This is a genomic window from Pseudoalteromonas sp. RB2-MNA-CIBAN-0110, assembly GCF_040309305.1.
Classification (GTDB): domain Bacteria; phylum Pseudomonadota; class Gammaproteobacteria; order Enterobacterales; family Alteromonadaceae; genus Pseudoalteromonas; species Pseudoalteromonas arctica.
In genome coordinates, this window is the sequence record NZ_JBEOOQ010000004.1 from 97,720 (window position 1) to 111,502 (window position 13,783).

Here is a 13,783-nt window from a genome sequence, read left to right on the forward strand (position 1 = left end):
CGTTTCTCCATTTTTATTGGTTACTTTTTTTGCACTAAATTTGCTAATTGGTTTAATAAATCAATATACTGAGCCTGTTTTTATCAACTCGCGTTTAATTGGATATTATGACTAAAGATATATTGCTGCATCCGTTTCTTCTTTCAATTGTAATGATCACAATTGCATTTGTACTAAAAGTACTTGTTGATAAGCTGGCTAAAAATCGCGCAGAAAAAAAAGAAAAAGATATTCGTTACATCGCACACAATATTAAGCATTTTATTAATTTTGTAATGATGATATCGCTGCTATTTGTGTGGTCTACCGAAATTCAAAACTTTGCACTTTCTATTGCTGCTTTTGCTGTAGCGATTGTGCTTGCAACGCGTGAGTTTATTCAGTGTGTAATAGGCTTTTTTTACCTAGTAACAACTCGCCCGTTTAGAGTCGGTGATTGGATACAAGTTGGTGATTACTTTGGTGAAGTAGCTGAAACGGATTGGATAAAAACAACCATGCATGAAATTGATATACATACTTATCAATTTTCGAGAAAGACCATATACATACCAAATAATAAGCTGATTACCAGCTCTATTAAAAACTTAAACTTTGTAAAACGCTTTGTTACACATCATTTTATTATTGTCCGAAGAGAAAGCTTTAATCCGTACCCTATTCACGACACATTAACTGAGCAAGCTAAGCTGTATTGCGAAGAGTTTCAAGAAGTAGCAAGCCGTTATAATTCGATGATTGAGCGTAAACTTGATGCAAAAATATCTGGCCCAGAACCAGTAATTCACTTTGGTACAACCGATTTAGGTGAATTTAAAGCAAGCTTTACCTTGTTTTGCCCGACAGAAAAGGCGCTTGAGATAGAGCACAAATTAACAGAGTGCTTTTTTGCGTTATGGTACAAAGAGGCTGAAAAAAATAAAGAGGATGAAGGAGAGGCATAAACCCCGCCTTCATTAAAACAAAAAGCGCGAACTTACTTCGCGCTCATATTGTTTATGCTGTACCGCCCACTGTTAACTGATCTATTTTTAAGCTTGGTTGGCCTACGCCTACGGGTACGCTTTGACCATCTTTACCACAAACACCAACACCTTTATCAAGCGCTAAGTCGTTACCAACCATAGATATTTGCTGCATTACTTCTGGGCCGTTACCAATAAGCGTTGCGCCTTTAATTGGTTGGGTAATTTTACCATTTTCGATTAAATACGCTTCTGATGCGCTAAATACGAACTTACCAGACGTTATATCAACTTGTCCGCCGCCAAAGTTAGGCGCGAATACCCCTTTTTTAACTGAGCTTATAATATCGGCTTGGCTGTGCTCACCACCTAACATGTAGGTGTTAGTCATGCGAGGCATTGGTAAATGTGCATACGACTCACGACGAGCGTTACCGGTAGGGCTTACACCCATTAAACGCGCGTTTAGCTTATCTTGCATATAGCCTTTTAAAATACCGTTTTCGATGAGTACGTTGTAAGCGGCTGGTGTGCCCTCGTCATCTACATTAAGTGAGCCACGGCGATCGGCCATGGTGCCATCATCAACAACTGTACACAGCTCAGATGCTACTTTTTGGCCCACTTTACCACTAAACGCAGACGCGCCTTTGCGATTAAAGTCGCCTTCAAGTCCGTGCCCTACCGCTTCGTGTAAAAGCACGCCAGGCCAACCATTACCAAGTACAACTTCCATCGTGCCTGCAGGTGCATCAATAGCCTCAAGATTTACTTTAGCTTGGCGTACTGCTTCTTCGGCAAACTCCATCCAACGCGGTTTACCGTCAACAATTTCTTTAAAGTAACCATAATCTAAACGTGCACCACCACCTGCTCCACCGCGTTCACGGCGACCATTTTTTTCAAGCAGTACTGAGCAGTTTAAACGAATAAGCGGGCGAATATCGGTGGCAAACGTACCATCACTTGCTGCGATTAATACTTCTTCGTATACCGCTGACATTGAACTAATTACTTGCTCTGCATCGGGTGCTAGCTCACGAATATAGTTTTCAAGTTCGCGTAATAAGCTCACCTTGTCGGTATCGCTCATACTCGAAATTGGCTGGTGCGGTGCAAACTGCTCTTTAGCTTTAACATCACTAAATACTTTAATCGCTCTATCTTCGCCGGCATCTGCAATACTACGAGCCGCTGTAGCCGCTTTATTAAGTGCTTCAAGATTTATTGCATCAGAGTAAGAAAAACCTGTTTTTTCGCCGCTTACAGCACGTACACCAACGCCACGTTCAACGTTATAAGAGCCTTCTTTAACTAAGCCGTCTTCAAGCACCCATGATTCGTGGTGGCTAGATTGAAAATATAAATCGGCGTAATCCACTTTATGCTGATGTATGTAAGCGAGCGTTTTTTCGAGCTCTTCTCTATTTAGCTGGCTGTCGTGTAGTAAATGCTGTTCAACCGAATTCATAATAAATGCTCTCTAAATCGTTGATGAGACTGCACGGGCATATCTCGTCTAATTTTTTGTAACTGGTCTAAATCTGCGTTGCAGCTTATAAAACCGGTGCCTGTTGGCAATTCACTCAGGATACTTCCCCAAGGCGAAATAATAATACTGTGGCCATATGTTTGTCGGCCATTTTCATGTGTACCGTACTGAGCTGCTGCAACTACATAACATTGTGTTTCTATTGCGCGAGCTGCTAATAATGGCTGCCAATGCGCTTGTCCTGTGACGACTGTAAATGCACTTGGTACTAAAATAATATCGGCGCCTTGGCGTACTAGTTCGTTGAATAAGCCACTAAAGCGCAGATCATAACATACTGTTAAGCCTATTTTACCAAAGGGAGAATCAACAACAACCACATCGCTACCTGCTTGGGTAAAATCTGACTCTCGGTAGCTACCGGTTTTGTCATCTACGTTTACATCAAATAAATGTATTTTGTTATACGTTGCAACCAGCTCGCCTTGATTATTATATAAGTGCGATGCTGCATAATATTTATGTTCGTTAAATGGCTCAGGCATTGTCCCTGCATTTAACCAAATATTATGGTGTTGGCACAATTCACTAAGTTGTAGTTTGTATCGCTCAACTTGCTTAGCAACACGTAACGTATCGTTACCACTTTTACTAAACACTAAAAAAGCCTCAGGCAAACAAACAAGTAATGGTCTTGTTGCGGGGAGTGTTTTAAGTGCACGCTTTAAGCTTGCTATGTTGTCATCAGGGTTTAGCCCTGAACACATTTGCAGGGCAACTATTGTGGGAGTGCTTAGTATTTCAGTTTTGTTCATTGCGTTACTGTTACTTGTGCATCTTTAAGTTTTAAATCGACTGATGCTTGTGGCTGATTTTGCGCAGCTTGAGGAAGCGTAACTTCACGACTTTTTCTGTCGAGTTCTTGAACAATAGGATCGTTCATTTTACCCGTTACTTTAAAGTTGATCTCTGAGATGACGCGCGCAGAATGAATAACTTTATCAATTGCTAAGGCAGCAAGCCCTGTTACTGGGTTTACCATCCATGCAACTATAACCGGAATACTCGAGGTTACCTGCGGCGCAACAGCAAGGTCATAATCTATATCAAGCGTGTTTAAATTTGCATAACCTTTAATGGTTAAATCGGCAGGTACGCCGTCCATTTTGGTATCTTTAGTGTAAGCAATACCGTTTTCTAACTGCATAGTGCCTTGCATGCTGTTATAAAAAAAGCCCTTTGAAAATACATCTCTAAAATCAAGTTTCAGCTTGCGTACTAATGAATCAAGGCTCAGTAACGAAAATACGCGTGCCCCGCCATCGCTAACTTCAGTTAAGTGACCTTCTCCTAAATCCCAAGCTATCTCGCCACTTAAACTTTTCACATCAAAATCATAAGGTGCTGCTTGCCAAGTAAGATCATAATTTAGATCGGCTTTTGAATCTTTAATGGCGGAGGTTATATCAAACTCACCAAACAGTGCGCCTATGTCATCACTTTTAAGCTCGCCACTTAGCGTTGTTAATCCATTTTGCCACTGCCCTTTAGTGCGTAGTACATGATCGCCTTTATCGACTACAAGTTCTGATATTGATAAACGCTCTCCATCTCCTAATAATGACGCACTCACTTTATCAAGTTGGTAGCGGTCAATTTTGCAATCACTACATTCAAACTCAATAGCAGGTATTTTAGTAAGCCAGCTCAAGTCTTTCTCAGGAAGTACATCTGTTATTTCAAGTGCTTGCTCATTGTGCGGTGCAAAATTAAGCCTTAAGTAATCGGCATCAATTCGTATGGGCTGGCTAGGCTGTGATGTAGGAATAAAAACCCCAGCTCTAAGTTCTTTAGCATTTAGCTTTAGATATAGATCGTCTTTTGATGGTGCTAAACGCATTTCAAAATCATTAAAAATGATGTTACTCGCATCAAGTAAACCTATATTTGCGACCACCTCATTAAGCGGTGGCATAATCCCTTTTGATTCTTGATCTGGGTTTGCTTTACCAGCTTTAATTATTTGATCAATCAGATCAAACCAAGGCACTAATTCACTCTGTTCTAGATTTATATTTACGCTTAAATCTTTTTGGTTTAATCCTAAATCTTGTTTTCCGAGCACAAAATGGACATTGCTAAACTGTGATTTACCATTTTCTAAAATAGCATTAAAGTAAAACTGTTGATTAGCGTTTGCTGTAATGAGATTAGAAATGTCATCACCTTGTACTATTGCATCAAGCGCCCACACTTGTTCACTATTTTTATTATAAGGTGCAGGTAGATTACTTGTTAAACCAAGTAGCTCCGAAGTAACTTGGGCGCGGTAATTAAAACCTTGTTCTTCAAAATTAAGTACTAAGCCAATATCAACATCACTTTGCCCGCTTAAATAATTTTTTAATATACCTTGTCCACTATCTATTAGTGTATCGGCGTCAATTTTGGCGTTTATATCTATGTTTGCTTGGTAATTTTTTGCATCACTTTTACTGCTGTAATTAATAGTTAGCGGCATGCCCAACCATTTCGCAGTCGCATTTTTAAGTGTGATATTGTCGTTTTTAAAATTAAGCTCGCCAGTTAGATTTTTAAACTCAATTCCTGGCGTTGCTATAAATACTGGCAAGTCATTTAAATTAACCTTGCCGCTAACACTGGCCCCGCCTTTAAACTTTGAGCCTACTAAAAGCTCAATACTGGCATCGGCTTCGCCTTTGCCCTGCACAACTTTAAAAATTTCAGCAAGAGGTTTGGCAATAGGTGTCGCTACAAAAAAGTCATGTAACTTTTCCATTTGTGCTTTTTTATCAATTTGCACAATAAGTTCATCAGCATGCATTAAATCTGCAATGCTTACCTGTACACTATTACCAATATCTAAATTAACCAACTTACCTTGCTGGCTATATATGTCCATACGCTCATTATCAAAATGTAGCTGTACGTCGGCATTGGTGACCATAGGCCAATCAGGATCAAACTCATAGGTTGCGTTGTCTATTTGCGCTAATACACCAAACTGGCCACTGCCATCGGTGAATGGAAAACCAGATAAAGGTCCTGCAAATAAGACTTGTGCTTTAGATATTTCTCCGCCTTTAATTGCGCCATTTAAATAGCTAACGAGCTCAGGGCTCATCGCTTTTAATGGGAAGTAATGACCTGCAATTTTGGCATCTGGGGCGAACGCTTCAGCATAAAGATCTAATCGAGGATCATCTGTTAGACTAATTTGTAATTCTGCAGCAAGAGTAACTTCATCATTATCAAACCATATATTGTCACTACTTATATGCCAGCCATCATCTCGCTTAGCTAAATCTAGCTCTACATTTAGCTGATTATAATTTATGTCGTTGCTAAAGCTTTCACCTGTAACTAATGTGCCATTTTCACCAAATAAATTTATTCGACCACTACTTTGATTAAGTAAACCATTTACTCTAAGTCCTTGTGCTGCAGGTACCGACCTTAATTCTTGCCAACCAATATTGTCAGCCTCAAACCATAATTGCCATTGCTGTGCATTAGAGAAATTTAAATAAGCTTGATCTATTTGCCCGCTAGGTTGGCGCTCTAAAAATGGTTCAAGTGCATTAAAATTACTTAGCCCTGCTAGGTTACTCAGTAATTCAAAATCAACTTGATGGAGCCACACTTCATTTTTTGGCCCTAGTTGAGCTTCAAACTCTAAACTTGGCCATGCTTTATCGTTACTATTAAATGTTAAACCGGTGCTTTTTAAGTGCCAGCTATTTTGCTCGGGATATAGATGGAATCCACCTTCACTCAAGCTAACTTGTTGGCTTTGCTCTTCTCGCTGCCAACGCACAAAGCTTGGTAGCCACTGCATTTTTATATCGCTTACAAAACCTTTATCTAGTTTTAGCCACGCTTGTAAATTAATATCGCTATGCAGTTGTTGCTTTTGCGTATTTATATATTGCGCTAACCAGTTAGATACATCGACTTTGTTAGCCTGCACATAAATGTCGCCCGCAACTTGCTCTAGGGTATCGCCAGTAAGTGCTATGCGCGCATCAAAATCACCGACCGAAATACCCGGCAGTGCTAAGCTCCCACTACCAAGATGCTGCTCATCTTCATTTTGCCAAACAATATTTTTGAGGAGTAATTTACGTTCTTTACCGTCTTCTAGAACAAAGTTAATACTGGAATTTTCTATTGCAAAATGACCCGTTTTACCCAAAAACAGCTCTTCAATTAGCTCTTTTTGCTCAAAAGAGACTTCGTCGTTGTCACCGGTTTTAAATAAGTTGGTAATATTTACACTGGTATGAAAACCATTAATAACAAAATAATTAGATCTAAGTTGTAGCGCTTTTAAGCTTTCCCATAAGTTTAGCTCTAAGCTGGTTTTAGCAATGGTGAGTGATATTGGTGCAGTTTCGTTATCTTTAAACGATAAATTCTCTAGTACTAATGCAGGACCACTGCCCTGCCAACTTGCTGATATTTCACCAATAGATAAGCTTATTTCAAACTTTTCGTGTAAATAGCTTTCTATATTACCTTTGTATTCGTTTGCATACGGGAGGGTATATTTTAAAATTGAAACAATAACGGCCAGTAATACCAAAATTATGGCGCAGGTCTGCCATAACTTTCTAAAACAAAAAAAACAGACCGCTTTTGCTTTCATTACATCATTACCACATCAAACTGTTCTTGGCTGTATAAGCTCTCTGTTTGAATATTGACTTGCTTACCAATAAATAGTTCAAGCTCGGCAAGGTTATGGTACTCGTCGTTTAGTAAGGCTTCGCTCACAGCAGGCGCTGCGTACACCATAAACTTATCGGCAGCGTATGCTCGGTTAACACGCACTATTTCACGTAGTATTTCGTAGCAAACCGTTTCAACTGTTTTTTGTGAACCACGACCAGAACACGCAGGACATACATCACATAAAATATGCTCTAAGCTTTCGCGTGTACGTTTACGCGTCATTTCAACAAGCCCAAGTGCTGAAAGCCCATTGATATTTGTTTTAGTGCGATCTTTTGCAAGTGCTGATTCAAGTGAATGTAATACTCGGCGCTTATGATCCTCACTTACCATATCGATAAAGTCGATAATGATAATACCGCCTAAATTACGCAGCCTAAGCTGGCGAGCAATTGCAGAGGTTGCTTCTACGTTGGTATTAAAAATTGTTTCTTCTAAATTACGATGTCCTACAAATGCACCAGTATTAACATCAACAGTCGTCATTGCTTCTGTTTGGTCAATAATTATATAACCACCAGATTTTAGTGTGACTTTACGATGTAGTGCTTTTTGAATTTCGTTTTCAACGTCAAACAAATCAAATATAGGTCGCTCACCTGGATAATATTCGAGTACTTGAGACAGTTGTGGAACAAACTCTTCAGTAAATAACTTTAGCTCTTCATGAGTAAGTTTAGAGTCAACGCGAATGCGCTCCATATCTTCGCCTACGTAATCACGTAAGGTTCTAAAGGCAAGCGTTAAATCTTCGTGAAGGATGCTGGCCTTACTGGTTTTTTTGCGACGAGCTGTAATTTTTTCCCACAGTTTTCTTAAAAAACCGGCATCGTGTCGTAATTCTGCTTCGCTAGCGCCTTCGGCTGCTGTACGCACAATAAAGCTGCCATTTTCATCGCCATATTCTGCGACTATTTTTTTAAGGCGTGAACGCTCTTCTTCAGTTTCAATACGCTGACTAACCCCTACATGGGTCGCATCTGGCATAAACACTAAATAGCGAGAAGGAATAGTTATATCAGTGGTGAGTCTTGCGCCTTTAGTGCCTAGCGGATCTTTTACCACTTGCACCATAATGTATTGGCCTTGACGAACTAACTCTCTAATATCTTGTACTTTTTTTATTGGTACGTCATCTACGCCTTCAACAATAGAGGCACTATTTACAATATCGGATGCATGCAAAAATGCCGCTTTTTCAAGGCCGATATCAACAAAAGCAGCCTGCATACCCGGAAGTACACGGCTTATTTTTCCTAGGTAAATATTGCCTACAATACCTAGATTACCAATTCGCTCTAGCTGTATTTCTTGCAGTACACCGTTTTCTATTAGGGCAACACGGCTTTCGCTCGGTGTGACATTGATCAGTAATTCTGTACTCATGTTACCTTCTTAAGAATGTTTTTAATAATTGTTCGGTTTCATATAAAGGTAAGCCTACAACAGAAAAATAGCTACCCGCAATGTGAGTTACAAAGCGACCACCTAAGCCTTGGATACCGTAGCCACCGGCTTTATCTTGTGGCTCATTAGAATCCCAGTAGGTATTTATTTCTTCATCAGTTAAAGTTTTAAAGGTGACATCTGTGCTTACAACACAGCTAAGCACATCATTTTGCGTCGCAAATGCAACTGCGGTAAGTACTTGATGTGTGTTACCTGATAAACGTTTTAATGTGTGTATAAAATCGTTTTTATCACGAGGTTTACCCAGTGATTCATTATCGATAACAACCACGGTATCACTACCAAGTACAGGGCGATCGGTATATCCAAGCTCTACACCGCTTTGGGCTTTCAAGCGAGCTAAACGCTCAACAAGTGCTCTAGGTTGCTCGTTTGGAAGTGGACTTTCATCTGCATCAACACTAAATTGTGTAAATTCGACACCTAATTGGCTTAATAACTCTTTACGACGGGGAGAGGCTGATGCCAAATATACTGCGGTAGTCATTACCTGATCCTAAAATGTCTGCGATATTTACGAAGTAGTAAAAACACCCAAAACCAACTAACCATTCCGGTTGCTACTGGCCATAAATACTGTGGATTAAAGTAAACCCCTAACAAAAAGTGATTTAGCCAAAACTGCATTAAATGATACAGCGTTAAAAACAAACCAATTAATAAGCTTTGTTGCCAAAGCGAAAAGTTACGAATTTTTTGAAAGTTGCTCGCAGTTACAAATATACATATTGAAAATGTAAGCGAGTTCACACCTAGCGGTGAGCCAGATGCTAAATCTATTAATAAACCAACAACCCAAGCAGTACCAATATTTAAACGATGCGGTACTGCCAACGACCAATACATAAGTACAAGTAAAACCCAGTCAGGTCTAAATGGTTCAAACGAAAAAGGGAGCGGCATTAATGCCATTATTAACGCAAAAAAGATGCTTAGCGCAATTAACAATGAATAACGGTTAATCATCGCTGATTTGCTCCTGTTGATTACGCCATAAAATAACCAGCAAACGAATGCGATCTAATTGCGCAATAGGTTCTGCAAAAACTTGTGCAAACGGGCGGCCTTCATCACGATTTATTTCGGTTACTACAGCCACCGGGTATCCCTCTGGGAATGTGCCACCTAATCCTGATGTAACAAGTACATCGCCAATTCGCACATCTAAGCTGTGCGGAACGTGAGAGAGCTTAACGACGTTAATTTTACCTATGCCCTCAACAACCGTTCGTACATCGTTACGCAGTATACGCACAGGTGTGGCATGCGTAGTGTCGGTCATGAGTAATACGCGTGACGTAGTTGACCCTACTTTAGTTAATTGCCCTACTACACCCATCTCATCAATGACGGCTTGGCTTTCACTAAGTCCATCGGTGGTACCACGATTTATAACAACTTGATGGCTATACGGGTTTGAATGCACAGAAAGTACTTGAGCAATAATTTTACGATTTGATTGCTTTGCAGATGAGCCTAATAAGGCGCGTAGTTTTTGGTTTTCTCTGGCTAGAAATTGATACTGCTGAAGTTGCTCGCTTTGTAGCATTTGCTTTTTTTTCAGCGCTTCGTTTTCAGTAAGAAGTTGCTCCCGCGTATGCAGGCTTTTAGCACTTAAGCTAAATAATTCGTAGGGTAAATTAGCAACATAAATTAGTGGGCTAACTAAGGTATTGAGGCTGGTACGAACAACGGTACCACCTTGCGTATATCTGTCTCCAACAATGAGTACGATACTCAAAAGCACTGCGACAAAAAGTCGCAGTTGCAAAGAGACTGTGCGTCCAAACATTAATTTCATTAGTCGTAACTAAAAACGTCACCACCATGAACATCGATCATTTCAAGTGCTTTACCACCACCACGTGCAACACATGTAAGTGGATCATCAGCAACAACAACCGGAATACCCGTTTCTTCCATTAATAAACGGTCTAAATCTTTTAACAATGCGCCACCGCCAGTAAGTACCATACCGTGTGCAGAAATATCTGATGCCAGCTCTGGTGGTGATTGCTCAAGCGCAACCATTACTGCACTCACAATACCCATTAATGGCTCTTGTAGAGCTTCTAGGATTTCGTGTGAGTTAAGTGTGAATGAACGCGGAACACCTTCAGCAAGGTTACGACCGCGCACTTCAATTTCGATTGGCTCATCAGTTTTAAACGCAGAGCCAATTTGATGCTTAATATTTTCAGCTGTCGCTTCACCAATTAAGCTACCAAAGTTACGGCGTACATAATTAATGATAGCTTCGTCAAACTTATCAGCACCAATACGAACAGATGATGAGTAAACAACGCCGTTAAGTGAAATAATAGCAACTTCAGTTGTACCACCACCAATATCAACAACCATAGAACCTGTTGCTTCTGATACTGGTAAGCCTGCGCCAATAGCTGCTGCCATTGGTTCTTCAATTAAGTAAACTTCACGAGCACCTGCACCCATTGCAGATTCACGTATTGCACGTTTTTCTACTTGAGTAGCACCACACGGTACACAAATTAGTACACGCGGACTTGGACGCATAAAGTTATTGTTATGCACTTGTTTAATGAAGTGTTGTAACATTTTTTCTGTTACAAAAAAGTCAGCAATAACACCGTCTTTCATTGGACGAATCGCTTTTATATTACCCGGTGTACGACCTAACATAAGCTTTGCTTCTGTACCTACAGATGCAACACTTTTAGGTCCACCAGCACGCTCTTGGCGGATAGCAACAACAGAAGGTTCATTTAATACAATGCCTTCGTCTTTTACATAAATTAGGGTATTGGCTGTACCCAAGTCGATCGATAGATCGTTAGAAAAAATACCACGGAGTTTTTTAAACATGAGGCTGGATGACCTTTGAAATACGTTCTTATATTAGCTGCCTCACTTTAACATGCTCAACTATATGAGCAATATAAAGCGCAGCGCCTTTGTGAATTTGTGAAAAAAGGAAGCAAAGCTTCCTTAATTGAGTTTTATCGTTCGCGAACTAAGCGAAAACCAATGTAGTTAGATCTAAAATCAGGCGCTAAAATTAAACGCGTAGATGCACGAGCAAGGCTTGGTGCAAAGTTCCACGCTCCGCCTCTTACTGCTACATCAGACTCACCTGATTCTTTATCGGTCCATTCCCATACATTGCCTACGGTATCGTATAATCCAAATGCATTTGGAGAAAAAGAACCTACTGGTGATGCACGTCTGTTTGACCATTCACTACCACACCAACCACAGTTAGCTAGGTTTTTACCAATTTCGTTACCCCAAGGGTATTCTGTTTCAGTTCCTGCGCGTGCTGCGTATTCCCACTCAACTTCGTTAGGTAAACGAAATTGCTGTCCTGTTTGACCAGATAACCACTCAGCGTAAGCTTTTGCATCGTTATAAGTTAAACATACAGCAGGAAAGTCACTGCCTTGCTCAAAACCAGGATTACGCCAATTTAAATTTGCTTCCCATACTGGTTCGCCATTTAAATAATACGCACACCCTTTATTTTTTTCCGCTTGAGTTTTATAACCTGTATTTGCTACAAACTTTTCGTAGGCACCCACGGTTACTTCTTTACTTTGCATAGCGAAAGAATTTGCTATTACTTTTTCAATTACTGGACGTTCATTAGCTAAACCATTGCCGTTAATATCGCCCATTTTGAATTTGCCTGCAGGAATAACGACAACCGGCGTTTCAACGTTTGCATTTAATACATTAACGTTTTCACTAACCTGGCGTATTGTTACTTCTGGTTGCTCTCGAGTATAGGTCGGTGCAGCAATCGACTTAGGCTTTTTTACTAAATTTGCATTAATTGTTTGCGCTTTATTCAAATCAACACGTGCTTGATAAGGTTTATAACCAAGTTTACGTATTTCAATGTTATGAATGCCCGGCGGTAAACGTGTAATCAAGCGTGTTGAGCCAAAGCTTACACCATCGATAAACACTTCATCGTCGTATACGTTTGATCGTAATGTTAGCTCTACTGATTGATCCTTCTTCTTATTAAGGATAGAAGGGTAATCTTTTTTCACCGATGCAGGTTTAACTGAATAATCACGTACTGGCTGCTCATTTAAACGAGAAACCGACACCGTGTTGCTATTATCCGCGCTATTACTGAATGTTAACTGACTATCAGTAAATGTATTGTTATACGCTGGTTGATAAGCAGCCGTAAGTGGCGTGCCGTACTCAGAACAATAGCGGTTATCTATGCTTAATAAGCTACATAAACGGCTGCTATTAACTTCGCCGCGCATAGTTACACTTAAGTTAACGTTGTAATTACCTTGGCCGCTAAATGCACTGTTAACTACATGGCTACTTAATATTTGTACTTGAGCGCCCGCCAAATTACGTTTTGGCTCAACAATGCGCTCTTCTGTTAGATTTGCAAAAATTTGATCAACGAAGCGTTTAGTTGCTTTTTGTAGACCCATTTGCTGACCGCGTTGCTCACATGCTGCTAGCGTTTCTGTTCGCTTACAGTTAATAGTGTGGTTAACCTCTAGCGTACCTTCACGTGTAAACTCGTTACGTAAACGCTCTACGCGGGCTGTGGTTAACTGCTCTTTTAAACTTTCTAATGTATTTAAAAGCGTATGCTTAGCAACACGAATTTGTTCTATATCTTTACGGTGGGATGCAATTGCCGCCAACTGCATAGAAATGTCATCTTTATTTTGCTTATGATCAATCACCGCTTTTTGATAGCGTGATTGAGCCGCACTAATATTAATAGTGGGATCGTCAATTAAACGACGGTACATTTCGTTCATCGCATCGAGCGCTTGGTTTTTTTCTTTATCTAGCTCTGTAGAACGAGAACGAAGTAGCTCTAATTGATTTTGTAACTGACTTTCTTCTTTAAGATGTTTTTCAAGTATTCTTGTCGAGTTATCGTATTCTGTCTGTTTAACACTAATCTCTGAGTCAATTCCAGTCACTGTAGCTGTGTCTTGTGCAAATGCACTACTAGCTAACAAACTAGCTGAAATTAACAGAGATAAAGGAGTAATTCGCATATATTCCAGTCCCAAAAAGCGGCAATTATTTGGTCGTTATTATTTTTTATAATTAAAGCCTTATGCTATGTACT

Annotated in this window: 10 protein-coding genes; 1 reads left to right on the top strand and 9 read right to left on the bottom strand. The window is 40.0% G+C overall.

The features are described from left to right. Positions 1-107: 107 nt before the first annotated feature. Positions 108-944: a mechanosensitive ion channel family protein gene (locus AAEY68_RS04210; RefSeq protein WP_024594472.1), complete on the top strand. Its 837-nt coding sequence runs from the start codon at positions 108-110 to the stop codon at positions 942-944. Positions 945-996: 52 nt separating this feature from the next. Here the strand turns inward: AAEY68_RS04210 and tldD are convergent, their stop codons facing one another. From tldD to AAEY68_RS04255, 9 genes are all read right to left on the bottom strand, one after another. Beyond that, positions 997-2,436, bottom strand: coding sequence for a metalloprotease TldD (tldD, locus tag AAEY68_RS04215; RefSeq protein ID WP_024594471.1), 1,440 nt, complete (start codon positions 2,434-2,436; stop codon positions 997-999). Further along, the gene (locus AAEY68_RS04220) at positions 2,433-3,272 is read right to left on the bottom strand and encodes a carbon-nitrogen hydrolase family protein (protein WP_165739309.1); all 840 of its coding nucleotides are present in this window, start codon (positions 3,270-3,272) and stop codon (positions 2,433-2,435) included. The genes tldD and AAEY68_RS04220 overlap by 4 nt, the downstream gene beginning before the upstream one ends. Then, positions 3,269-7,126, bottom strand: a complete 3,858-nt coding sequence (locus tag AAEY68_RS04225; RefSeq protein WP_024594469.1) for a YhdP family protein — start codon at positions 7,124-7,126, stop codon at positions 3,269-3,271. Before AAEY68_RS04225 ends, AAEY68_RS04220 begins: the two co-directional genes overlap by 4 nt. Next, positions 7,126-8,598: a ribonuclease G gene (gene rng, locus AAEY68_RS04230; protein ID WP_007586345.1), complete on the bottom strand. Its 1,473-nt coding sequence runs from the start codon at positions 8,596-8,598 to the stop codon at positions 7,126-7,128. Before rng ends, AAEY68_RS04225 begins: the two co-directional genes overlap by 1 nt. 1 nt (position 8,599) lies before the next feature. Further along, complete coding sequence (locus tag AAEY68_RS04235) at positions 8,600-9,169, bottom strand: Maf family protein (protein ID WP_007586343.1); 570 nt, start codon at positions 9,167-9,169, stop codon at positions 8,600-8,602. Then, a complete protein-coding gene (mreD, locus tag AAEY68_RS04240; RefSeq protein ID WP_007586341.1) occupies positions 9,169-9,648 on the bottom strand; it encodes a rod shape-determining protein MreD in 480 nt (159 codons plus the stop codon). Before mreD ends, AAEY68_RS04235 begins: the two co-directional genes overlap by 1 nt. Then, positions 9,641-10,483, bottom strand: a complete 843-nt coding sequence (gene mreC / locus AAEY68_RS04245; protein ID WP_010553767.1) for a rod shape-determining protein MreC — start codon at positions 10,481-10,483, stop codon at positions 9,641-9,643. Before mreC ends, mreD begins: the two co-directional genes overlap by 8 nt. Continuing rightward, positions 10,483-11,526, bottom strand: coding sequence for a rod shape-determining protein (locus AAEY68_RS04250; protein WP_350585559.1), 1,044 nt, complete (start codon positions 11,524-11,526; stop codon positions 10,483-10,485). The genes mreC and AAEY68_RS04250 overlap by 1 nt, the downstream gene beginning before the upstream one ends. Before the next feature lie 134 nt (positions 11,527-11,660). Continuing rightward, on the bottom strand, positions 11,661-13,709 hold the full coding sequence (locus tag AAEY68_RS04255) for an SUMF1/EgtB/PvdO family nonheme iron enzyme (protein ID WP_024594467.1): 2,049 nt from the start codon (positions 13,707-13,709) through the stop codon (positions 11,661-11,663). Between the last annotated feature and the right edge of the window lie 74 nt (positions 13,710-13,783).